Genomic DNA, 23,614 nt, shown 5'->3' on the forward strand with positions numbered 1-23,614 from the left:
CTAATTTTGTGCATTTGGAAAACATGCCATTATCATTAAATGGTAAGTTAGACCGAAAGGCATTACCTAAAGAAGAAGTTATCTTAAATCAAGAGGAATACATAGCACCACGAAATGAAATGGAAGCTAAATTGGTGCAAATATGGTCAGAAGTATTGGGAATTGAAGATAATCGTATTGGAGTTACCAATGACTTTTTCGAGCTGGGTGGTCATTCCATATCAATTTTGAAAGCTTTAACTAAAATGTATTTTCATGGCTGGAATATTAGTGTTAAAGATTTTTACACAACGCCGACAATTCGAAGTTTAGTTGAAAAAATTAAGTTAGTAGAAGATTCTGCTGAGGTAGTACATCATCCTGAAATAATGAATATAAATTCACCTAATAATAGGGAAATTATGCCTAGCGGAAATATAAAAACAATGGAAAATATTTTGGTAACAGGTGCTACGGGATTTCTAGGGATTCATATCATTAGAGAGTTACTAGAGGAAACGGATGCAACAATCCACTGTTTGGTACGAGGACCGGTTGCAGAAGAACGCTTTTTAAATAAGATAAGGTTATATTTTAATGATACATTATTGGAAAACTGGAATGATATCAAACATAGAATAAAAATTATCGCAGGTGATATAAAGCAAGATAATTTAGGGATGGTAAAAGATGACTATATAAAACTTGGTAATACAATAGATACAGTAATTCATGCTGCTGCTATTGTTAAACACTATGGCGATAAAGATGAGTTTAACAAAATAAATATTGAGGGAACGGAAAAAATGATAGATTTCTGTTCTAATCATGATATTTATTTTCACTATATTTCTACAATTAGTATTTCGGGCACTCGAACGATGGATCAATATCAAAGGCATTTCACGGAAAATAACCTCTATATTAAACAAGATATTTTTGACAATGTTTATCTTAATAGTAAATTTGAAGCTGAATCACGAATATTTGAAGCGCAGAGAAATGGGTTACAAGCTAGTATTTATCGGGTTGGTAATTTAACTGGAAGATTTACTGATGGGGTTTTCCAAGAGAATATAGAAGAAAATGCGTTTTATCGTAAATTTAAATTTTTAGTTGATTTTAAAGCGATACCAGATTATCTTCTAAACCAATTAATTGAATTTACGCCTGTAGATATATGTAGTAAAGCTATTGTTAAAATTTTAAAAACAGAGGAATCATGTGGTAATGTTTTTCATCTGTTTAATCACAATCAAGTAAAAATGGTTGATATCAAAGCAATGTTAGATTCACTAGGAATTAGGATTAACGTGCTTCAAGAAGATAAATTTAATACATTTATCGATACAATATATCGAAACAATGAACTAAAGGATGAATTATCAACAATTATTACTGAATTAATAAACGTGGAATCTAATCAGTATAAATGGGATGTTCATGTTGATTCATCTTTTACTAGAAAGTATTTACAACAGTTGGATAATTTTAACTATCCAATTATTGAATCAATTTATATTGGAAAATTGCTTAAACATATGAAAGAAGTTGGGTATCTTAAGGGGAAATAAAAGATTTTATTAGATGGAAAGGATGGGAAATAAGCATGAAATTCCCATCCTAACTTTGAAGGGAGAGTTCTATATGATTATTCCTTTAAGAGAAGGATATAGTAAAGATCGATCACTAGTAGGTGGAAAGGCAAGAAATCTATCGAAATTAATGGAGGCTGGAATAAAAGTACCGAATGGTTTTATTATATCCTCCAAATCCTTTTGGGAATTTATTGAAATCAATAATCTAGCTAATCAAATTAATCACTATTTAAAAACGATGGAAAATCCTAGTCATAGTATTAAAGAGTTGTTTCATGTTAACAAAATTCCAAGTGACTTAGAAATGCAGGTAAAAAATGCATACGATAACTTGCTTTCTTCAACAGAAGTAGCAAAAGTTTCGGTAAGATCTTCTGCAGCTGCAGAAGATTTACATGATTCATCTTTTGCCGGACAATATGAAACATTTCTAAACGTTGGAAGTTTTGAAGGTTTAGTGAAGAGTATAAAGGAATGCTGGGCCTCTGTATGGTCTAATCAAGCTCTTCAATATTTACATAATGTCAATATGGACATAAAACAGGTTAAAATTGGTGTTTTGGTACAATCGATGGTACAGGCAGATACATCTGGCGTGGTATTTAGTGTGAATCCAGTAACCTCTTTATATGATGAAATCATTATTAATGCTAGTTATGGTCTAGGTGAGGCAATTGTATCAGGTCTCATAACCCCAGATATGTTTATTGTTTCAAAACAAGACAATACCATTTTGTATAAGGATTTAGGACTTAAAGAATTTAAAGTTGTGGGAACAGTGGATGGTACTAAGGAAATACCAACGACTGAGCAAGAAAAAGCATTATTTAGTTTGCATGATAATCAAGTAGAAGAGATTACGGAGGTAACGAAGAAAATAGAAAATTATTATCAATATCCAGTTGATGTTGAATTTGCAATAAATGAAAATGAAATGTATGTATTACAAGTAAGGCCTATAACTACTATAAAGGAGCGTGTCAACTTTGAAAAATAAACTAATAGAACAAGATTTTCTGTTGTCTAATGATGATATGGACAGAGCATTCTGGGTACAAAATGATGTCCATTTTCCCAGACCATTAACACCACTTTTTACATCCCTTATTATGCCTGCAATGAGTAATGGTACAGAGGTATGTTATGAAAAAATGAAGATGCAAATAAAAAAAGTTGATGTAAAATCCTTAAATGGCTACTATTATCAGTCGGTTGTTCCTAGAAGCAAAGAAGATTATAGCCATGAAAAACATAAATCGATTATGATGAACGAAATTCCAAATATTACAAAAAAATTAGATGATTATGTTGATAATATATTTAATCCTTTTTATGAGAATTTATCAGCATTTCAAACCAAAAATAAATCCAGTCAATTAATTCTTCAGGCTGTAAAAGAGTTAGAACAATTTTTTATGCAAGCTTGGGTTATCCATTATGAGGTACTAACTCCTAAACAAGCAGCTGGTTGGATTTTGGAAGAGATGTATAGCCAATTGTTCAGCTCTGAAGATAAGTCGGTTATTTATGATTTATTAATTGGAACAATGAATAAATCATTAGAGACTGATAAAGCTATTTGGGAATTATCAAGGAAAGTAAAGAGTTCAACTAAATTAAATTATGTATTTGAAAAGACAGATATCGAAAGTCTTGCTGAACAATTAGCAAGTATAGAAGAGGGTCAGGAATTTATTTCAGATTTACAACGTGTCATGAATGAATATGGGTATAGAAGTGCTAATTTTCATGATTTTAATGAAGAAACTTGGGTTGAAAATCCTAAGTATATCCTTGGGATTGTAAAAACATATTTAAATATAAATTATGACTTTAATGAGAAGTTTATCGAATTAAATACAAAAAGAAATAAATTATTTAATCAATTATTATCTGAGATACCTGATAGTAAAGAAAAACAAAGGTTTATTAGCATGATTCAAACAACTTTACATATTTGGCGTATTGAAGAAGATCATCATTTCTATATTGATGCTATGCTTCCAGCTAGATCAAGACTCTTCTTTCTTGAAGTTGGTAACTATTTAGTAGAACAACAGATGATTTTAGATAAGCATGATATTTTTTATCTATATATAAATGAAGTCAAAGAATTGTTAGAACAACCCAATAATGTGAGAGATCTAATCGAGACACGAAAGAAAAAGCATCGAGAGAACATGAAGAATATTCCAGTTCCTTTTGTAGGAGACCCTGCAAATATGGGTAATGCGTATGAGTTAGAGCAAATCGTAGGTTTCCCACAAGAGCCTATAAACAAACAACAACAATCTTTTAAAGGTGCCGCTGCATCTAAAGGATTATACAAAGGTAAGGTTAAAATCATTCATTCACAGGAGGATTTTCATAGGGTTAATAAAGGAGATATCTTAGTAAGCAAAACGACGACACCACCTTGGACGGTCCTCTTTCCAATAGTCGGTGCAATTATAACGGATAGTGGCGGAATTCTCTCTCATGCTGGAATTATTGCAAGAGAATATGGTGTTCCAGCTGTGTTGGGAACAAAAGTAGCTACTTCTATTTTAAAAAATGGAGATAAAGTAACTGTAGATGGTACTAGTGGAATAGTTTATTTTTAATTGTTAGTACTACAAACAATATTAAGGGGTGAATGTATGCAGAAAATAAGACTCTTTTGTTTACCATACGCTGGTGGATCATCTTATGCATTTGGTAAATGGAAAACCCATTTACATCCATCGATTGATTTAGTACCAATAGAATTACCAGGTAGGGGGAGAAGGATAAATGAACCTCTAATTTCTAATTATAAAGAAATGGTGAATGACATATTTGAGGCAATCAAAAATGAACTAGATGATTTGCCGTACATATTATTTGGTCATAGTATGGGTAGTCTATTAGTTTATGAATTAGTATATAAGATATTAGAATCGAATAAGAAAATGCCAATTTCAATTATTTTCTCTGGGGCAGAACCGCCAAAGTTACGAAAGCAGAAAGTAATTTCTACGTTGCCCGATGAGGAATTCATAGAAGAAATTCTTGCGATAGGTGGTACACCAAAAAACATTTTTTCTAATAAAGAGTTAGCTAAAATTTTTATTTCTATATTAAGATATGATTTTCAATTAATTGAGTCCTATATTCCAGGAGATTATAACCCACTAGATATAGATGTTGTAATATTTTACGGAAGGCAAGATGATTCTACTAGTTTTACCAACCTACAAGAGTGGAAAAATCATACAACAAGAGCATGTAATATTATCGCTTTTGAAGGTGGACATTTTTTTATACACGATAACGAAAGAGAAGTAGTAAAAGAAATTAATAGATTAGGGACAAGTTCAGAAATATATACGAATATAAAAGGCGAATGCATATGAATTTACTGAAGTTCATCCTGAGGAGATAAATATTAATAGAATGATTTATCATGCAAATAGAGCTTAGCATCTTGTGTGTAGTTGGTATTGTCACACTAATTGTAATTGTATTAAAAAACTCAATATTATTGATTGATCGAATTAACTTATAAAAGAAGGTTATTCTATTCAAGGTGCATTAGTGAAAGCAAGAAAAAATAGAATGAGACCAATTTTTATGATAACTATTATAATAGTAGTAGGAATAGGATCTTTAGCCTTAGAATCTAGAATGTTCAGTGATTATTAAATACCATTGGCAACCGTAATTATTTGGCATTCTTATTTTCTACTTTTACAACATTATAGTTAAGTCAATCGTTTGTTAATTATTTTTCTTCTTACGTAAGAAATCAGTAACAAACGTGGAAGATACAAAGAAATTAGCTGACTAACAGGAAAGGGTTCGTTCTTAGCTTAATTTCGAAATCTTTTATGTAAAGTCTTATGACAATGCTCTAATGATGATAGCTTCTGCAGGACTATCTCATTAGAGGAGTGAATAACATCAGTAGGAGGTAAAGCCTACTGATGAATGTTTCATTTTATGGAAACTGTTAGTTTTCATTGAATTGGAGTGGTTTAATGTCGCAAATTCATGCAATAAAGGTGCCAGAGGAAATAGTAGATGCTGATTATGAAAAATTGGTTAATTGTGTTTCAGCTAGTAAAAAAGAAAAATTAAGTAGATATTTTAATAAGAGAGATGCATATAGAAGTCTACTTGGTGATTTATTAGTTCGTGTATTTATATGGGATAAATTCCTTATTCCTAATGATCAAATTACGATTTCCTTTAATAAATATGAAAAGCCAGAAATCGATTTGGGTTTTCCGTTCTCATTTAATATATCCCATTCTAAAGACTGGGTAGTTTGTATATTTGGTAATCAAGAAGTAGGAGTGGACATTGAACAAATGGATAAGGTAAACCTGGATCTTGTTAAAAGTTATTTTAGCCAAACTGAGTATGAAGATCTTATCATTTTGCCTGAACCCATGAGGACAAAGTACTTTTTCAATTTATGGACTTTAAAGGAAAGTTATATTAAATGTATTGGTACTGGATTAAACTGTCCATTAAATTCTTTTACGATAAGGATAAATGGATCTTCTATCTTATGTATGGCAAATGATAATATTTTAAGTCCAAATTTATCATTTAAGTTATATCATTTTGATTCCAGTTATAGTTTGGCTGCTTGTGCAAATTCAATATTACCGGACAATGTAACCGTCATTACTTTCGAGGAACTTATCGTTAGAATCTAATACATATTAACAAATCATCGTTATTTATTAAGAAAGGGGTATTTTATGGGGAAACTTGTTGAACTTAAGAATATTAGTAAAGTGTACACAAATAAAAACGTCCTACGTGATATTTCGCTGACAATCGATGAGGGGGAAATCATTGCAATTTTAGGAGGAAATGGTACTGGTAAAAGCACCATATTACGGATTATAGCTGGTCTAGAACGACCTAGTTCAGGAAAAGTTATTTACCCTAAAAAAAGTATTAGGGTTGGATATGTACCAGAAAGATTCTCTAAACTTCTTCGTTTTACACCAAGTGAATATTTAAATTATGTAGGAAAAATTGATGGCCTCTCTAAAGAATATTTAACAAAAAGAATTTCTTATTTACTAAATCGTTTTCAACTTAAGGAATTAAATAATCAATGGATTATGAATTTGTCAAAAGGTAACATCCAAAAGGTGGGGATAATTCAGGCTATTTTGCAAATTCCTGAACTATTAATTTTAGACGAGCCTATTTCTGGCCTTGATTTACATGCACAGCAAGAGTTATTGACAGTATTAAAGGAATTAAAAGAACAGGGTACTACCATTTTATTGACATACCATGAATCTAATATTTTTGAGAGCTTAGTAGAAAAGACTTATGATTTAAATAATGGTCTTATTTCTAAGGTGAATTCTGTAAAAATAGAACAAGAAAAGATTAAGTTATTGGAGGTAAAACAAATAGATGATTCCCATGTTAAACAATGGCATGAAGTCATTTCTATGGAAAAGAAGGATAATAATTTGTTACTTTACGTTCATTTAAAAAATAGTGATGTCATACTATCAAGAATCCTTCAATTAAAAGGAAGTATTAATAGTGTATCAACTATAGACTTCGATAGGAAGATTAATAATGAGCGAGATGTATGAAGCGTCTTCCTTTTAATTTTTTTGAATAACCTTGTACTAACAATGACCTATGTTTTCTGTAAAATAAAAATGCAGTGCAATATCAGTCGGATATGGAATTTCTACAAGCATGACTCACACACTAGGGACGCTGTAATGACAAGCATTTGGTGCTATCATGTTTGTCTCTCCATGTAAATCTGTGTTATTACAATTCGATGTATTTTTATTTTGTACTAAATATGATCTATACATAATATAAAAGGAGAGATTGTTTTGAAAGAATTTATTAAATATAGTTTACAAGATTATATCCGTTCCCATAAATATTTTCCACCTATTTCAACTTTCTTCATATTAATTGTTGTTAATTATACATACAAACCTAACCCAGTCATTAGTAGTTATGCAATAACTGCATTGATTTTATATATTATATCTTCTTGGATTTGTGTAAGTTTTTTATCCCTTGATTCACCTGTTCAGAAACAAATAATGACTCTACATATCAAAAGTAGTAATCGTTACTATATTTCTAAATTAATTTCAGTATGGCTTATTTCAATTGTACTTGCTGTTTTTGCATTTCTATATCCAATTATTTTTAATATGTTCAATGAACCTGTAACTATAATTGTTGGCTTAGTTTCTTTAGTAAATCATATTGCTTTAGCAACATTAGGTATTAGTGTTGCGAGCTTATTTAGTAAGTGGATAGTAGATAATCCTGTGAATTCTTATGGAGGGTTAGCAATTACCGTAATGACTTCAATAGGAGCAATAGGGATTTATGATCTTTTACCTTCCACCTTTAAGAATATAGTTTGGGTCATTCCCCCTGCAGTGAGCACACAAACGCCACTGATTCATTGGAGTGGTAAAAGTATCTTAGAACTTTCTCTTTTTCCTTTTATTTGGGTATTTATTTACTCAGTGTTAATTTTATATCTATTTTTAAAATTATCGAAGCGATTAATGCGATAAAATTTGCAGGATATAATCTTAATATAAAAATTCTTCACTTCCATAAAAATGACTTCATTTTCTAAAAAGTAAGAAATAAAGTTGCGAAATATTAACATTATTTACAAATAAGGGGATGTGAAATATATGAAAGAGAATGTGGGAAATGAGATCTATTCTTGGATTAAATCATTAGCATTGGCATTAATCATAGCTTTTATTGTGCGTCAATTTTTATTCTCACCTATGAACGTAATTGGAGAATCAATGTTACCTACTTTTGAAAATAAAGATAAAGTTATGGTAAGTAAATTATCATATTTACAACGATTTGATATTGTAGTATTCGACGCACCGGATGCAAATGAGTATTATATTAAAAGGGTTATTGGTCTACCTGGGGATAGTATTGAAATGAAAGACGAAGTACTATATATTAATGGAAAAGAAATAGAACAACCTTATTTGGAGGGAATTAAGGGAGATAATAATTCATCTGGTATGCGTACAGGTGACTTCACTCTACAAGAATTAACTGGTGAAACAAAAGTACCTGAAGGATCATTATTTGTATTAGGGGATAATCGTATAATTAGTAAGGATAGTCGTTCTTTTGGATTTGTTTCTAAGGAATCCATTATAGGAGAAGTTAAATTTCAATATTATCCATTGGATAGAATAGGTATACCAAAATAAATCAGAGTGTTGGGAAATACTTTGGGTTTCCCAACACTCTGATAGTCATTTATTTTAATATCGGGTACCGCCACATCACTATCAAGCTAAGCTCATACAACGTCACTTTAGTAGAGGTTATTTCTTTTTTTCTAGAGGATACATGTAGGGAATTTAAAGATTTGCTTACGAAATAGACCCTAATGGGTTTCCTTTTTTGAATTAAGCCGCTTGATTATCAGACATGGTAAAATTGTAAACGATACCTAAAATATCAAAGACTGTTTTCTTCTCATATCGATGAGATTTTCGCCCATTTTGCTGTAGGAGGTTAAACAGACAAATGAGAATCTTTGATAGCTCTTGGGTGTCTGAATCTTTATTCCTGTTGTATAGCTGCATAACGAATGAAAAAGGATTTGGGAGTTGAAATGCGGTTAAATCTAAAATACGGATACGCTATGAAAATAGAAGTATATGGAGAATAAATCGGTATAGATGAGGCCAATTTTTGGTTTAGTAGTTCAGCTAGTATGTGTTGTGAAAATTGGACGTCTGCTTGATTAAATCTTTGATTCAGTCCTTCAGGACTGATGAGTACTTCTGTTGATGCTTCAAACAGCTAGATAACTAAGTTAAAGACGTCTTAGCGACATTTTGGTTCATCCATACACATAAAGCGACTAGATCTTTTGCTTGGTACTTACTGGTTCGTTGAACAAAACCAATACCTCTAGCAAAATCTCGTAAGATATTTGGAAATAAGAAGCTTTGAATTTCTTGAGCGAATAGTTGTAATTCATCAGATACAGAAATAGACATACAAAAACGCCATCCTTTCCTATTTGGAGTGAACCCTGAGAATGGGACGATAAAAAACACCTCTCTAAATCGTAAGTATCAGTTATGATTTTAATGGAGGGGTTTTTCGTATGGGGAAAAAGGCGCATTATCCCGCCGAAATAAAGTGGAAAGTAGTTGAAATGAAACACCAAGGATTCAAAAATAAAGAAATTATGGATGCCTTAGGAATTAGACATGTGGCTCAAATTAAAACTTGGATGAAATGGTATCGTGAAGGCGAAACCTATCGGTTTGAACAATCTATTGGAAGACAATCTGCACATGGAAAAGGCTTAAAAAGGTTAACAGAACTTGAACAAAAAGAATTAGAAATACGTTATTTAAAGGCAAAAATTATATTGCTAGAAAAGTGCCAAGAAATCTTAAGGAGGTGGGAGGAATAGAAGAAATAATGAAAATGATAAAGAAATGGCAATCAATTTTTACAATTGCAGAACTGTGTTCCATATTTAATATTTCACGTTCTATTTATTATCGTTGGAAAAAGCAGGAGAGAACAGTAACTAATCATGAAGAAAAAAACGTAATAGAAATATGTCAACATCATAAATATCGGTATGGATATCGTCGGGTTACAGCTTGTCTACGTGATCAATTTAACATCGTAATGAATCATAAAAAAGTATTACGTATCATGAGAAATACAACGTATTATCTCGTGTTAGAAAAAAGAAAAAGATATTTGTGCTCGGTCATGAACCAGTGGTAGCTAAAAATAGAATATAACGGAGATTTAAAGCTACCAAGCCTAGTGAAAAATGGTTCACTGATATCACGTATTTGATGTTCGGCAATAAGACTCTTTATTTTTCATCTATTATAGAAGGGGTTAACAATGAAATTGTAAGTTATAAAATAGCTGAGACACAGGATGTTTCTCTTATATTAGATACTCTAAAAAGGCTTTAAGAAAGCGAAATGTGATTGATACGATTTTACATTCGGATCAAGGAAAAGTGTATACATCAAAACAATTTCAAACATATGCCAAAGAAAAAGGTATTATCACAAGCATGTCTCGTACAGGAAACTGCCATGATAATGCCCTCATAGAATCCTTTCATTCTCATTTGAAATCCGAAGGATTCTATGAGCAAAATATAAAACAATCGAATAATGTTAGTGTAATACAAACTGTGGATGAATACATCCACTACTATAATAATGAACGGATTCAGAGAAAATTAGATAATATGTCACCTATAGCTTATAGGAAACATGTTATTTAGGTGTTTTTTTTGTCTCACCAAATGGGGTCAGACCACCTATGATTCTACAGAAAGAATAGGGTATTTTTCATTTTAGGGGGTATTTTGTTTTATTAGCTTGACAGCGATGTGGCGGTATCCCTAAAAGAGTTCGAAAACTAACAACTTATTGCATTATGAAGTAATAAATAAAGAATCTTTATAAAAAAACCTCTCTTTTTTAGAGAGGTTTACTTTTTCTCACGCATTTTTTCCAAATACATTAACGCATCATCCAACGTATCCACTGGTACAATTTTCATTTTTGTTTTAATATCTTTCGCAGCCTCAAGTGCGTCTTTATAATTCGATTTCTCCGCACCTTTTTCATTTGGTGCAAAGAACACTTCAGCACCAGCATCACTTGCAGCGACCACTTTTTGCTGAATACCACCAATCTGGCCAACTTCTCCCTTTTCATTAATCGTACCTGTTCCAGCTATTTCATGTCCTTTTGTCAAATCATCTTCTACAAGTTGATTATATATTTCTAATGTAAACATTAGGCCTGCCGATGGTCCGCCTATTTCATGAGAATCAATCTTCACTTTTGGATCTACCACTAATTCTCTTTCCGTAACGATAGATACACCTATACCAACACGTCCATTTCCATTCGAAATGGTTTTTAAATTTAGATTTTCTTTTAACTGTTTTCCATTTCTCTTGTACTCAATATTTACTGTATCTCCTTCTTTTTTCCCTGTCATATATTCAATAAATTGCTCCGTCTTTTCAAATGTTTTTCCGTCGACAGCTACGATGACATCTCCAAGTTTAAGTATTCCTTCTGACGGCATCCCTTTCGCTACACCAGTAACCAATACCCCTTTATTTTCAAAAGAAACAGTGCGATTTGCACGTTTATAAGCATTATAAATTGCTGCATTTTGCGAATCTTTCATTGCATACCTTTGGCGGAATTTATATTCTTCATCACTCTCACTTTTTTGCAAAATTTCTTCCGTTTTTAAAACGTGTGTATATGTATTAAACTGTGCGGCTATTAAGCTTACCATATTTGCAGGTTTCATCGCGACAGTGACAACCATAAAATCACCAGACGCCTTCTTTCCATCAACCACTTGAATGTATGGATCTAATTTCGCAGCCATACCTGGCTTTGTCACATAATATGGTAAACGCACATAAACAAGCAGTAACGCTAATATAATCCCTATTAAAATTGTATATATAAACTGAAAACGCTTAAACATGATATTTCTCCTTCCACTTCTCAGACCCAAATAATGCCTGGCCTTAATATGTGTAAAAGCAGGCGAACTAAATTGTTCTACTGCTGGCGCACCATTAAATTTGCTGCTATTTACCGATTTATAACAAGTTCGTGTTGCATAATTACACCATAAATAGATGTAATCTCTCCATTCACTTTAATCGGAGTTACATCAACTGCGATTACAATATCAACCTCTAAATATTTTACAACCGATACAGGAATGCGTTCAATTAATTCAGTATCTTCTAATAAGTGGTCATTTATTTTTTCTGGGACAAACACTCTCGGTACAGATACACTAACTCGAACTGCCTCTACGATCGAACCGTTTGTATAAAGGAAACTTTTTCTCTTTCAAAATGTCAGTAGTTACAACAGCCGGTGGGATATCTAACTCTTCTAAACTCTTAGTATATGTAACCATTTTAACCATATCTTCGATAATTTTCCAACATTAAAGCTTATTTGGGCCCAGTACCCGCATTACTATAAAGTAATCAAATGTAGAAAGTTACATACGAATTTAGGTAAACTTGAGGCTCATTTATCAGTCCTTGAGTCTAAGAGCTAAACAGAATGAAGAAATTAATTAAAATTGTTATTTAACAGAGCTTATTCCTCAAATGAATTTCTGAATTTGTAAAAAAATGTGTGTGTGAAAATAAAAACCGTTTAAAATATAGTCGGTAAAATAATACCGGCTTTTTTCTTTAGGGGCGGGGAAGGTATTCGGAATTTTTGTTCGATAGACACCTGCAAAATCCGTACAGACTTTAAAACTTTGGGTCTAATTTAGGAGATAATATTCTACGCTTTTCGCAACAAAAATATTTAAATTTAACAATATTATTGACTTAGAATAAACGTAAGCTACAATCCTTAAGCTTAAAGGTGACTTAACGGTACTCTGGTAAACTTAGTTGTGTAATTATTACATAACGAAAAAGGAGCCAAAATATGACAAGCACTCAACTGTTAGATAATAATATACCGTTAGGCTTATACGAATTATCTATGCCAGGTTACGAAAAGTTGAAGTGGTATCCTATCGAAGTAAAACGAGGAAAGCAAACGTTTCAATTTAAAGTGTACCGATTGGATAAAATAATATCTGTATTTTATATCGATGAATTAGGACGGAAACGTGTGTTAACAAGTATGGAAGAGTTAACGATGATGTTGGTAGTCGAGGAAGATAAGAAACGGTTTCGGGAATTCGTAGGGGATTCCGAATGGATCCTGTTAGACGGCATGTGTGCCGATAGAGGGATGGCGAAAGAAGAAATAACTGCGTATTTATATTTGAGGGCGCATGCGTTGGACGAAATGGAAGGAAATTGAATAAGAAATAAAAACGGCCTTAGTGGTGGTGGTCTTATCCCTGTCAAGTAGACAGTATTAAAAAGACTAAGCAGCCATCGAGATTCGATATTCTATCGGAGCTCGATGGCTGCTTAGTCTTTTTTGGAAACGTTTATAGTTATAAAAGTAAATATATTCTTCAATCGCTTGTATTAAATCCGCTTCTGTTTTAAAATGATTCAAATACAACATCTCCGATTTAAAATGGGAGAAAAGTGATTCGATACAGGCATTATCATGGCAGTTTCCTTTGCGAGAGTGGCTGCCAATGATACCTAAATCTAAAAGTCTTTTGTTGTAGGCATGAGATGTGTACTGGAATCCCTGATCTGAATGGAAAATGGTTCCACGCACATCTCTTTTTGTGCCAACATTTCAATTGTATCTAATACAAGTTCATTATCATTACGCTTGGAAATTTTCCAAGAAACAACCTCGTTATTATAAATATCTTGTACAACAGAAAGATAGCGGAAGCCCTCTTGAAATCGTAGGTAGGTAATGTCTGTAACAAGCGCTTTATTTTGCTGGCGATCTTTGAATTCACGGTTTAAAACATTTGGAAAAGTATTAGAATAATTCCCTTTAAAGAGGAGACGCTTCTTCCGAATAATAGACTGAATGTTAAGCTCACTCATTAATCGATATACTTTTTTGTGATTTATAAAATAACCCTCTTCTTGTAAAGCAATTTTCATACGTGGATAACCATATTCTTTGTGCTTTACGTGAATAGATTGGATTACCTTTTTTAATCGTTTATCGGATTCTATTCGCGTGTTATTCAAACTTTTTGTATGAACCCACTTATAATAACTTGAGCGATGTACATTCGCAAAATTAGTAAGCCATATAATAGGATATTTTCTCTTTAGTGATTCAATGATATGATATCGTTCTTTATATTTTAGTACGCCTCCATTTACAGATTTGGATACTTCTTTTTTAAATATTCAACCTGAGCCTTATAGTAGTCACGCTCTTCTTCAACAGTTTTAAAATAAATCCGTAAAGGGTTCGGTATACCTTTCATTTCACTATTTTACCCACGAGTATCTGTAATTTCACCACATTTTTTATATTTTTTCACCCAATTTTTAAGTTGTGTAGAGCTTCTAACCTGATAATTCTCCGCTATCATATCGTAGCTTCCCTCACCGTTTAAATAACTTTGAACAGCTGATAACTTTATCCCATTTGAGTATGTATTAAATGTTGTACCTTTTTGGGCCATGAAAAATCCCCTCCAAGTAATAGTGTAACATCCATGTGTATACATGGTCTTTTTCACACTGTCTACCTAAAGGGGATAATATCAATAACGAGGCTTTTTTACTTGTGTAAAATCATAAAGAAAAGGCACCCTAAGGTGCCTTCCTCCGATTTGAACCACTTTAATTTTAATATTAGGGGTAGCACTAACATTTCGCGAATTTCGTACGTTTAGATGAACCAACAAACGGATTTGATCTACAAGTTGGTCTTAAAAAACTTATATTTATTGCTATTAAGGTTGGCTAACCAGAACAAAATAGACCAGGTAATCCCTAAACGGTCGTTTAAGGAACTTTATTTACATCTATCAAAACTGACTGAAATATGTTTGAAATCTAGTTCCAAAACTCATTACCCAAAACACAGTATCATACTAAACAACAAATACCGTTTATGGAACCTTCTTAACGTGCGGAGAAATCAAGTTTTTTAAATGAAAAATTCCTTAGCGTACGAAATTCGCGTTATGTTGGCGGGCCCCCTTGTAGATGTCTCGGCGCATCATCCAAGCTAAGGTCTTGGATGGGAGTTGGACTTTTATCGTTTGATGGGTAGTGGTCTTATTATTACATTGAGTAAAGCAGAAGGAGTTTAAGGGCTTTGTTTTTTTATATAATCTAAGCATATTAAACAAATTAAATACACCTATATCAATATAGATGTAGATATAGGTATATTACAATGTATTAAATGGATAAGAAGGAGGTAAGGTGATCGAAACAATTAAAGACGTGTAGCAATAATCGCTTCAGTGTTCGGAATCCTAAACGTTGGTTTAGACATCCACTCTAAAGTGAAGAAGTTACAACAAAATAAAAAGCGTTCACGTATTAAACGTAAACGCAAGTAAGCAAGTTGAGGGGAAAGGTTGAGCGCCGATTTCCCCTCATTACTATTATAACATCGGTCACCAAAAAATGATGAAGAAATTAAAACTAATTTATTTAAGTATTTTTGTTGTCCTGTTCTTATGGTTACTATCTAATGATTTTAGTGTAAAGACTAAGTTGGGCTGGGCATTTGTAGTTGTATGTATTGTATATGCTATTCTATTGATAATTAAGTTATGTATGAGAGAAGAAGACGAATGAAGTATGAAGTATCATTTAAACTCTAGGGAAGAAATAGATAATTTCATTAGAAACGAAGTTCTTATAATATCGGAAGCAATGGAGATTTTAGATGTTAACCGTTCCCGTATGAGTGTTATGATTAAGTCTGGTAAATTAACACTAGTTAAAAAACTAGGGAATGTGAGTTTATTTCTAAAAGCTGATGTAGAAGCCAAAAAAGAAGAATTAGAAGGATTAAGAGAACAGTTTCGTCCTTATGGTGAGTAAGAAGGGGTTAACCCGATTACTAACAACCTAATCAAGAAAGATCTCCCTTAAAGGGAAAAACGCTATCTCTTTCCGTGATTCTACAGAAAGAATAGCGTTTTTTATTTTATGAATTGTTCTTTAAAAATTGATTAATGCTGTACCATTCTTGTTTATTTAGTCTAGTGCTTTTAGTGTTTATTGGTAAGGCTAAACAAGATACAACAGAAGGGCAACAATCCATAAAGAAGTAAGTATGCAATTTGCAGTAAATATATGAGAATTATCATTACATTAATGAAAAGGAGTGTAAGAATTGGGATATTTCAACCCTGAATTGATGAAAAACAATCTAGACCAGGAAGAAGCAATACTAATTGTGGAAAACTACATAAAGAGATTAGTAGAAACATATGAAGATAAAGAGTATGCAGCAGCTGCATCTTTTTGTGTAAGTTCTGCTTTTTCTGCTACTGCTTTTGTCAATTCAGTCTTATTCATTTTCCACACCTTGTTATATGTAATTAGGTGACTATTATAACGTGCCTATACTTTTGATGCAATTAGTACCATACCTATATAGTTTTATAAGCTAATTATAAGACTACTCTTTTTATTTTTTAAGATTGACTAAACTTTAATACACTGTAAGAAGAAGTTACAGGGAGAACAATTGGTGTGTCAAATTTACCAGGACTATGTTGAGCTATTCTTGGACCATCTGGAGTTTTTTTAGTAACAAAAACAGTATGCCACATAGTTCCTGAGGAAATTTCTTTATATTGTACTACATCACCTGCAGCTGAACCTTTCCATACTGAGTTTTCACTAAAAGTATCAAAGTAAGTTACTCTTTTTTTCCAATATTTATAAAAGTCTGCTACCCTAATCCAACTTGTAGTTAACTTTCTTTGGCTATAACCAGTCGGAATTGTTACAAAAACACCATTATACCAATATGAAATATCATCTGAAGTATTAGGTGTATACATATTTATAGTAGATGGTCTATTAATAGACTTTCCTCCAGCTTGTATAATTTGTGAGACGTAATTTGTACAATTACCACCATCTCCTTCATTTCCAAAGTATCCATAAGTATCACTTGAAGTAGAGCCAACATGTCTAGCAGCATAACTAACAGCTGTATTAACATTAAATCCACCTTCTGAAGGTACTACATATTGAATATCATTAGATTTCTGCTTTTCTTTATTTTCGGTTTGAATTGCTTCATTTTCATTTTTAATTTGTTTTAATGTCTTATTTGCAAGGTGATCCATATTAAATGTCACTGAGGAATGTAACAATGATTGTTGATTTTCGTTTAATAATTTTTTGCCTTCATTTTCACTTATATAGTTCGCTGCATATGCAAGTATAAGTCTATAATGTTTTTCAGTTTTTAAATTTTCATCTTTCCCATACATTAATTGATCAAAAAGATAATCCCTTAGTTCTTTAGATCCCATTTCGTAAGATAAATTATTACGTTTAAAATAATCAAACAATATATCTTCAGCTTGTCCAAGTGTAAATGAATCATATGTAGTATCATTAAATGCTTGTTTTTTCTCTTCAACAATTTGCTGTTCGGATTTTTTAGTCACCTCTTGAGCATAACCTACTTCGAAACTACTGATTGTAAGTGTACAAGCAACCCCTAAACCTAATAAAAATTTACTTTTTTTCATTTTCATTCTCCTTTTGGAATTATTTTCAATACTGTATAATAGTATTATAGTTTATAATGTTTTGTAAATAAGAATATTCTAAAAATAAAAGATAGGGTGAACATTATTTCATGAAATTTTCAAAAAAAAGATTATTATTTTTATTAATTTTATTGTGTAGTATAATTTTTATATTTTTCACTACCAAAGAATCTAAGATTAAAGATTTTCCTATTCCAATGTCTGCTATTAACATTCAAGATGATAAAGTAAAAGCCTATACATATATTAGTATTATCCCAATTACCGAAGCCAAAGGATGGGAATTCCTTGGGCAAAATGGCCATGCAATAGAATTTAAAAAGGGTGATAGAACAGTAGTTGTAGTAAACTATCCAGAAGATAATAAGTATTATATATTTGAAAGATAATTTATTATTTAAATGGATACAAATTAACTGAGAAACTACAAACCCTTGGTTTCAACCTCTTCAATGAGGAGGCTATCTATGCTTTGTTATTACGTATGTAAAAAAGATAGATATATTACTAGTGTATCATTAGAATCCACGGCCAGCCTGAAGCATAAGTATTATAAGCTGCCATAATTAGGTGAACAGGAACTTGAAAAATATTCGGTATATTGAAGAAAGAGAAGGGTTTATAAAGCAATTTAGCGATTATTTCGGAGAATATATAGGTTTCTTTAAATTAGTTAGGGGATGTATATCTTGAAGAGTTGAAAGATGAGTTGTCATATTGGAATCTTATATTCCAAATATTATTATAAAATGAAATTAAAACTAATATTCTTTAAATGATGAAAAAGTTAAAGGAGAAAAGAAAGTGAAATTAGAGATTGAAAAGTTTATTTGAGTAAATTTAAAAGCCCTGTTTTTAAAGACAGGGCTTTTAAAAAAGGGATGACAGTTAACAACTGAAGATGTCTTTATATTACCATTATTGGAATTTTAATTCCATATTTTTGTATTGAGAAATAAATAATATATGATGTAAAAGGTGAGATGAGTAGAGGGTTCTTATAGGTTTAGCAATATGAGAAAGTAAATATCTCAATTAAAGTTATCTTGAAACGAGGAGTGGAAGTATTATTTTTGCTTAGAAAGCATTATTCAAAGTTATGTATAGATTATAATATGAATAAATATAGTCTGGCTAAAAAATTATAAGACACTAATTCATTGGAACGGTAAAAACTGTTTTTGGAATAGGTGTCTTTTTGTATAAAGGAAGAATATATTTTCTCAACAGGAGAAATAGTAATGATCTATAAGTATTACTTATAAGGATAATAGAAATTAATAATAAAGGAGAATGCGAAATGTTAACAGTAATATCTAATAATGATCTAGCTAAAATCCGCGAAGAAGATGTAGATGTATTAAAGGTAATGGCACATCCGGTTCGATTAAAAATCATAAGTGAATTAATACATCATAAAATGTGCAATGTTACACAGTTAACAGAAATATTAAAACTTCCACAATCCACTGTTTCACAACATTTAGCAAAGTTAAGAGGAATCGTACTCCGTGCAGAAAGAAAGGGATTAGAGATGCATTATTATATTGATAATATTAAAGCTCGTCAGATTGTAGAAATTTTAGGGTTGTAGGTTAGTAATACGTAAAAGTTTCCTATTATATAGGAAACTTTTTTCTATGTTGAATAAAGTGTAATCAGTTATAAAGAAACATGAAATTTGGAAAGGGTGAATTTCAGAATATTATATTGGAGTGCAAGTTTTTAATTCAAGTTATGGAACGTATAATTTTTAAGTAAGAAAGAATGGTAGTGGAAGAAAGTCCAATAACTGTCACAATTTCTTTCTAAGTTTAATAAATTAGCATGTAATAATTTAACTATAGAATTATTTGGATGTAATAAAGATAAATAAATAGTTTAGTATGAAGTTATGCATATTTAGCTTTCATTTACATTCATGCTCTTAATATAGTAAGGAAATTAGTAAGGGGGACTATTAAAATGAACAAAAAATTCTTTAAGCAGTTAAAAATAATGGCTACAAATAAAAAAGGATTAAGTGCCGCTGCAGTAGCAGTAGGAATTATGGGGACAACCTTAATCCCCCAAAATGCCTATGCACATGGGTTCGTTGAAAAGCCAGGTAGCCGCGCAGCTTTATGCAGTCAAAATTATGGGGCGTTGAATTCAAATTGTGGGAATATAATGTATGAACCGCAAAGCTTAGAGGCACCTAAAGGATTCCCACAAGGTGGTCCAGTTGACGGGAAAATTGCTTCAGCGGGAGGTCTGTTTGGTGGAATTCTTGATCAACAAACAGCTGATCGATGGTTTAAGAATACAATTAAGGGTGGGGAGAATACATTCACTTGGAAATATACTGCTCCTCATTCAACAAGTCAGTGGCATTACTACATTACAAAAAAAGGATGGGATCCAAATAAATATCTAACAAGAGCGGATTTTGAACCAATAGGAACTGTAAAACACGATGGTTCTGCAGCATCTAATAATCTATCACATAAAATTAACGTGCCAACTGATCGCAGTGGGTATCATGTCATATTAGCAGTTTGGGATGTAGCTGATACCGTAAACGCTTTCTATAATGTGATTGATGTGAATCTAATAAATAATGAAAAACCAGATACAGAAGCGCGAACTCAACCATCTGGAGTACAAGTAGTAAAAGCTACTTCAAATAGTGTAGAACTTAGTTGGAAGCCTGCAATCGATAATGTAGGGGTGAAAGAATGTCAAGTATTACATCCTTGAAGGTATTCCTAAAGTCCTTGAGCATACAGAGTTAAAATGGGTTCGTGTTAAAGGTTTAAATAATTTAAATTGGGCGCCAGCTGATATTTCTACAGTAGAATCGCTATAGGAATTAATAAAATACACTTGAAAACAATACTATTATAACGTAATATATAGGTGTAAATTCAGTTTATTTGATTCCGTTTATTCCCATACCTTGTGTAATGGTTGAGTTGTAAAAGTAAGGTCTGTTCTTACTTTAATTTTGAGAGGGCTTCTTTGAGTCGATTAGTGTAAATAGCTTATTTTGCTATGTGCATAATTAATCGACTTAGGGAAGCTTTTTTTATTTGGTTTCAAATAGATCAGAACATCGAGTTGTTTTTACAATAACAAATAAAAAAAGAAATTTTGTTTAGGGGGAAAGAACAAATGAATTAATTGATTTGTATATCATGAGAGTTGAAAGGATAAAAGAGATTTTTTTGTGAGATTAGCTAAACATGCTTTTTATTAAATAAAGGTTTGGCTTATCAGAAGTTAAATAACTTTGTGACATTAGGGTAGATACCTTAATGGATTTGCGAGTTATAGGAAAATAATTATATAGAAGTTTTGTAGATGGCATGCATGTAATCATTATAAGAGGAATAGGGTGAAGTCTAATTAATAAAAAACGTATCAATTGATACGTTTTTTATTGTATTTCTAGTGAATGTAAGGTATGATTTGAAAGGGGAAAGAATTTTAATGCGTACAATCTTTCGAAATAGAGAAACGAAAAAACACATTAATTTTACACTTAATGAGATTGAGCAATACATAGGAGAACTTAAAGAATTACTTAAAAGTGACCAGTATATGATTTCTCAAAATGAAAAAAGGGTAGAAAATATTGGTTTTATAGAGGATTATAAAATTGACAAAAATAAGGAGAAAGAAATTCTTTTTAATATTGAAGCGCGTGATTTTTGTTACGCGGTTGATAATAAAAATCCTAAATTTGCTCATGAAAAATTGTATATTTTTTGTCCACAATATGAGTTGGATTATTGGGGAGAAAAGGAATTAGTAGAAATATATATTAAAACGAATTTAATTAAATATAAAAATGAAAAAAAATATATAATTATTATTTCTTTTCATAAAAGAAATAAACCAGTCACTTATCTTTTTAGATAAAGATAAGTGACTTAAGGTTTTAAAATAAAGGAGTGTTTTAATGTTAACTTTCTGTGAGTTTTGTCGTGATATGGTAAATTATTCTGTTAAAGATGTCTCCAAAATTACAGTTATTAGAGGGAAGGAATATCGTTACATTGGTAAAGAAACATTCTGTAAAGAGTGTGAATCGAACATATTTGTTTCTGAGATTCGGGATTATAATTTAGAACAGTTAGATCATGTATATAGAAAACAGGAACAGTTAGTGACTATTTCTCAAATAAATGAGATTTTAGAAAAATATAAGATTGGAAAGCGGCCGCTATCTTTACTGTTAGGTTGGGGTGAAGTTACCTTAACAAGGTATATAAATGGAGATATTCCGACAAAGCAGTACTCGGATATATTGAAGCGGTTAGGTAGTGAACCATCTTTTATGCTAGATATCCTGGAAAAAAATAAAGATTTAATTACCCAAAAAGCATATAAGGTTTCTAAAGAGGCAATTGCAAAGCTGCAGGAAAATACTTCTACTAAGGAAACGAAAATTGAGGAAGTTGCTCGATATATACTATCTAAAAATGATGATTTAACGCCTTTAGCTCTGCAAAGGCTGTTATACTACGCACAAGGATTTTGTAAGGTTTTTACTGGGGCATACTTGTTTGAAGAGGATTGTGAAATAGGAAGCCGTGGTCCTGTATATAGGGTAGTTCTTGATAAATACAAAGTATATCAGTACGATAATCTTGAAGCGAATTGTGAGGATATAAAATATTTAACTGAAACGGAAAAAGAATTATTAGACTGTATAATCACTACTTTAGGGGCTTATAGTGGAAAGAGTTTAGAGAAAATGATTCAGTTTGACTTAATACGAAAAATAGATGATTCAGAATCAGAGGAATATTCATCTGGTAAATTTATCTTGGAAAAAGAAGAAATAGATAATTGCTTTAATAGAATAAAACAAACGTATAATTTAGTGCACGTTTCCGATATTAAACAATATAGTATAGAAGTATTTATTAAACTACTCACCACTTAACATCCTTACGGATTATTTGAAGTGGGAGATTCCTCAGTACAGAAACCTAACGTTTTCTAATTAAGTAGGCTATCTCCGTAGTTCCTACGGTTAAAAGACGAATCGCTTCATTTCTAAGATTGAGTGCTGCGTTTTGATCTCTATCGTGATGTGTGCCACAAGAAAGACAATCCCACTCTCGAATGGTTAGATTTTTAACATTTTTGTTTTGTAGTCACAATTGGAACATAATTGACTAGAAGCAAATGTTTTAGCTACCACAACCACTTGTTTGCCATACCACTTTGCTTTATATACCAATATGGTTCGAAATTGTGACCAAGATACGTCACTAATCGCTTTTGTAAGCTTTTTATTTTTGAGCATGCTAGGACCGTATTTTTAAAATTAGTTCTTAAAAAATTGTTATATATGTAGGGGGAATAGAACAAGCCTACATATATAACTTTTAAATTGTTTATATATAATATTAGGAAATTATGTTTAAATAGGTGAGGGCTTATCTGAATTTGAAGGAGGAATGGAGATGCTTACGAAAATAATACTATGCGTGTTTGTTTATGTAGCTTTTGTAGTAAGAAAAAGTAGAAAGAAAATGCTAGAAGAAGCAAAAAAATTAGAGGAAAGTCAGAGACCAATTGAGAGACCTGTATATTGGTGCCCAAGACTCAATAAACCAATTGGTAGAGAACAGGAGTATAAAGAAATTACAAGTGAATCAAAGGCAAAAAATGTAGAATATATTCATGGGAATATACCTGTCTCATTAGATGTAGATATGCCATATTTTAATGAAAGTATAATGAGTAAAACAACAATAGTACAAGAGATTTAAATCAACTTTTAGTCCCTCTTTTCAATTATAGAAAGG

General features: G+C 31.6%; 17 protein-coding genes and 8 pseudogenes. 17 read left to right on the forward strand and 8 right to left on the reverse strand.

What is annotated here, in order from left to right:
- The 8 genes from MR107_RS05580 to lepB form a co-directional block, all read left to right on the forward strand.
- The coding region (locus tag MR107_RS05580) for an SDR family oxidoreductase (protein ID WP_305037292.1) at positions 1-1,553 on the forward strand (1,553 nt) is incomplete at its 5' end.
- Between the two features lie 73 nt (positions 1,554-1,626).
- The gene (locus MR107_RS05585; RefSeq protein ID WP_242292119.1) at positions 1,627-2,574 is read left to right on the forward strand and encodes a PEP/pyruvate-binding domain-containing protein; all 948 of its coding nucleotides are present in this window, start codon (positions 1,627-1,629) and stop codon (positions 2,572-2,574) included.
- On the forward strand, positions 2,564-4,180 hold the full coding sequence (locus MR107_RS05590) for a PEP-utilizing enzyme (protein ID WP_242292120.1): 1,617 nt from the start codon (positions 2,564-2,566) through the stop codon (positions 4,178-4,180). The genes MR107_RS05585 and MR107_RS05590 overlap by 11 nt, the downstream gene beginning before the upstream one ends.
- 36 nt (positions 4,181-4,216) lie before the next feature.
- Positions 4,217-4,951 (forward strand): thioesterase II family protein, encoded by a 735-nt coding sequence (locus MR107_RS05595; RefSeq protein ID WP_242292121.1) that lies wholly within the window; start codon positions 4,217-4,219, stop codon positions 4,949-4,951.
- 624 nt (positions 4,952-5,575) lie between these two features.
- Positions 5,576-6,262 (forward strand): 4'-phosphopantetheinyl transferase family protein, encoded by a 687-nt coding sequence (locus MR107_RS05600; protein WP_098355980.1) that lies wholly within the window; start codon positions 5,576-5,578, stop codon positions 6,260-6,262.
- Positions 6,263-6,307: 45 nt separating this feature from the next.
- Positions 6,308-7,171, forward strand: a complete 864-nt coding sequence (locus MR107_RS05605; RefSeq protein WP_061663202.1) for an ABC transporter ATP-binding protein — start codon at positions 6,308-6,310, stop codon at positions 7,169-7,171.
- A 255-nt stretch (positions 7,172-7,426) separates the two neighbouring features.
- The gene (locus tag MR107_RS05610; protein ID WP_098355981.1) at positions 7,427-8,134 is read left to right on the forward strand and encodes a hypothetical protein; all 708 of its coding nucleotides are present in this window, start codon (positions 7,427-7,429) and stop codon (positions 8,132-8,134) included.
- Positions 8,135-8,260: 126 nt separating this feature from the next.
- Positions 8,261-8,809 (forward strand): signal peptidase I, encoded by a 549-nt coding sequence (lepB, locus tag MR107_RS05615; RefSeq protein WP_061663204.1) that lies wholly within the window; start codon positions 8,261-8,263, stop codon positions 8,807-8,809.
- A 201-nt stretch (positions 8,810-9,010) separates the two neighbouring features.
- Here the strand turns inward: lepB and MR107_RS31920 are convergent.
- Positions 9,011-9,184: pseudogene (locus MR107_RS31920) on the reverse strand (IS4 family transposase); the annotation flags it as partial.
- Positions 9,160-9,610 (reverse strand): annotated as a pseudogene (locus MR107_RS05620) (transposase); the annotation flags it as partial. The pseudogenes MR107_RS31920 and MR107_RS05620, both read right to left, overlap by 25 nt.
- Before the next feature lie 110 nt (positions 9,611-9,720).
- Between MR107_RS05620 and MR107_RS05625 the strand changes: the two are divergent.
- Positions 9,721-10,881 (forward strand): annotated as a pseudogene (locus MR107_RS05625) (IS3 family transposase).
- Between the two features lie 209 nt (positions 10,882-11,090).
- On the opposite strand, the gene MR107_RS05630 reads toward MR107_RS05625, so the two are convergent.
- Both MR107_RS05630 and MR107_RS05635 read right to left on the reverse strand, forming a co-directional pair.
- Complete coding sequence (locus MR107_RS05630) at positions 11,091-12,116, reverse strand: SepM family pheromone-processing serine protease (RefSeq protein WP_242292176.1); 1,026 nt, start codon at positions 12,114-12,116, stop codon at positions 11,091-11,093.
- Between the two features lie 42 nt (positions 12,117-12,158).
- Positions 12,159-12,587 (reverse strand): annotated as a pseudogene (locus MR107_RS05635) (patatin-like phospholipase domain-containing protein); the annotation flags it as partial.
- Positions 12,588-13,096: 509 nt separating this feature from the next.
- Between MR107_RS05635 and MR107_RS05640 the strand changes: the two are divergent.
- Positions 13,097-13,480 carry a hypothetical protein gene (locus tag MR107_RS05640; RefSeq protein ID WP_242292122.1) on the forward strand — a complete coding sequence of 128 codons (384 nt, stop codon included), beginning with the start codon at positions 13,097-13,099 and terminating at the stop codon, positions 13,478-13,480.
- 66 nt (positions 13,481-13,546) lie between these two features.
- Here MR107_RS05640 and MR107_RS05645 read toward each other — a convergent pair.
- Positions 13,547-14,735: pseudogene (locus tag MR107_RS05645) on the reverse strand (IS3 family transposase).
- Positions 14,736-15,870: 1,135 nt separating this feature from the next.
- Here MR107_RS05645 and MR107_RS05650 point away from each other — a divergent pair.
- Positions 15,871-16,116, forward strand: coding sequence for a helix-turn-helix domain-containing protein (locus tag MR107_RS05650; RefSeq protein ID WP_242292123.1), 246 nt, complete (start codon positions 15,871-15,873; stop codon positions 16,114-16,116).
- A 408-nt stretch (positions 16,117-16,524) separates the two neighbouring features.
- On the opposite strand, the pseudogene MR107_RS05655 reads toward MR107_RS05650, so the two are convergent.
- Positions 16,525-16,596 (reverse strand): annotated as a pseudogene (locus MR107_RS05655) (HU family DNA-binding protein); the annotation flags it as partial.
- A gap of 119 nt (positions 16,597-16,715) precedes the next feature.
- On the reverse strand, positions 16,716-17,789 hold the full coding sequence (locus tag MR107_RS05660; RefSeq protein ID WP_242292124.1) for an amidase domain-containing protein: 1,074 nt from the start codon (positions 17,787-17,789) through the stop codon (positions 16,716-16,718).
- A gap of 110 nt (positions 17,790-17,899) precedes the next feature.
- On the opposite strand from MR107_RS05660, the gene MR107_RS05665 reads away from it, so the two are divergent.
- From MR107_RS05665 to MR107_RS05690, 5 genes and pseudogenes are all read left to right on the forward strand, one after another.
- Positions 17,900-18,199, forward strand: a complete 300-nt coding sequence (locus MR107_RS05665) for a hypothetical protein (RefSeq protein ID WP_242292125.1) — start codon at positions 17,900-17,902, stop codon at positions 18,197-18,199.
- 911 nt (positions 18,200-19,110) lie between these two features.
- Entirely contained in the window at positions 19,111-19,404 is a 294-nt protein-coding gene (locus tag MR107_RS05670; RefSeq protein WP_103621953.1) for an ArsR/SmtB family transcription factor, read from the forward strand.
- A 371-nt stretch (positions 19,405-19,775) separates the two neighbouring features.
- Positions 19,776-20,537 (forward strand): annotated as a pseudogene (locus MR107_RS05675) (lytic polysaccharide monooxygenase auxiliary activity family 9 protein); the annotation flags it as partial.
- 744 nt (positions 20,538-21,281) lie between these two features.
- Positions 21,282-21,713, forward strand: a complete 432-nt coding sequence (locus tag MR107_RS05685; protein WP_242292126.1) for a hypothetical protein — start codon at positions 21,282-21,284, stop codon at positions 21,711-21,713.
- A gap of 40 nt (positions 21,714-21,753) precedes the next feature.
- Positions 21,754-22,743, forward strand: a complete 990-nt coding sequence (locus MR107_RS05690; RefSeq protein ID WP_242292127.1) for a type II toxin-antitoxin system antitoxin SocA domain-containing protein — start codon at positions 21,754-21,756, stop codon at positions 22,741-22,743.
- 46 nt (positions 22,744-22,789) lie between these two features.
- Here MR107_RS05690 and MR107_RS05695 read toward each other — a convergent pair.
- Positions 22,790-23,112, reverse strand: a pseudogene (locus MR107_RS05695) (RNA-guided endonuclease TnpB family protein); the annotation flags it as partial.
- Positions 23,113-23,269: 157 nt separating this feature from the next.
- Between MR107_RS05695 and MR107_RS05700 the strand changes: the two are divergent.
- Positions 23,270-23,578 carry a hypothetical protein gene (locus MR107_RS05700; protein WP_086389174.1) on the forward strand — a complete coding sequence of 103 codons (309 nt, stop codon included), beginning with the start codon at positions 23,270-23,272 and terminating at the stop codon, positions 23,576-23,578.
- Positions 23,579-23,614: the final 36 nt, after the last annotated feature.

The sequence above is a fragment of the Bacillus cereus group sp. BfR-BA-01441 genome (genome assembly GCF_022663075.1).
GTDB classification, from domain to species: Bacteria; Bacillota; Bacilli; order Bacillales; family Bacillaceae_G; genus Bacillus_A; species Bacillus_A cereus.

Excerpts from the sequence above, each read along its gene's own strand:
- MR107_RS05585 (WP_242292119.1), top strand. The coding sequence starts at position 1,627 with ATGATTATTCCTTTAAGAGAAGGATATAGTAAAGATCGATCACTAGTA.
- MR107_RS05595 (WP_242292121.1), top strand. The coding sequence starts at position 4,217 with ATGCAGAAAATAAGACTCTTTTGTTTACCATACGCTGGTGGATCATCT.
- MR107_RS05600 (WP_098355980.1), top strand. The coding sequence starts at position 5,576 with ATGTCGCAAATTCATGCAATAAAGGTGCCAGAGGAAATAGTAGATGCT.
- MR107_RS05605 (WP_061663202.1), top strand. The coding sequence starts at position 6,308 with ATGGGGAAACTTGTTGAACTTAAGAATATTAGTAAAGTGTACACAAAT.
- lepB (WP_061663204.1), top strand. The coding sequence starts at position 8,261 with ATGAAAGAGAATGTGGGAAATGAGATCTATTCTTGGATTAAATCATTA.
- MR107_RS05630 (WP_242292176.1), bottom strand. The coding sequence starts at position 12,116 with ATGTTTAAGCGTTTTCAGTTTATATATACAATTTTAATAGGGATTATA.
- MR107_RS05640 (WP_242292122.1), top strand. The coding sequence starts at position 13,097 with ATGACAAGCACTCAACTGTTAGATAATAATATACCGTTAGGCTTATAC.
- MR107_RS05650 (WP_242292123.1), top strand. The coding sequence starts at position 15,871 with ATGAAGTATCATTTAAACTCTAGGGAAGAAATAGATAATTTCATTAGA.
- MR107_RS05660 (WP_242292124.1), bottom strand. The coding sequence starts at position 17,789 with ATGAAAAAAAGTAAATTTTTATTAGGTTTAGGGGTTGCTTGTACACTT.
- MR107_RS05665 (WP_242292125.1), top strand. The coding sequence starts at position 17,900 with ATGAAATTTTCAAAAAAAAGATTATTATTTTTATTAATTTTATTGTGT.
- MR107_RS05670 (WP_103621953.1), top strand. The coding sequence starts at position 19,111 with ATGTTAACAGTAATATCTAATAATGATCTAGCTAAAATCCGCGAAGAA.
- MR107_RS05685 (WP_242292126.1), top strand. The coding sequence starts at position 21,282 with ATGCGTACAATCTTTCGAAATAGAGAAACGAAAAAACACATTAATTTT.
- MR107_RS05690 (WP_242292127.1), top strand. The coding sequence starts at position 21,754 with ATGTTAACTTTCTGTGAGTTTTGTCGTGATATGGTAAATTATTCTGTT.
- MR107_RS05700 (WP_086389174.1), top strand. The coding sequence starts at position 23,270 with ATGCTTACGAAAATAATACTATGCGTGTTTGTTTATGTAGCTTTTGTA.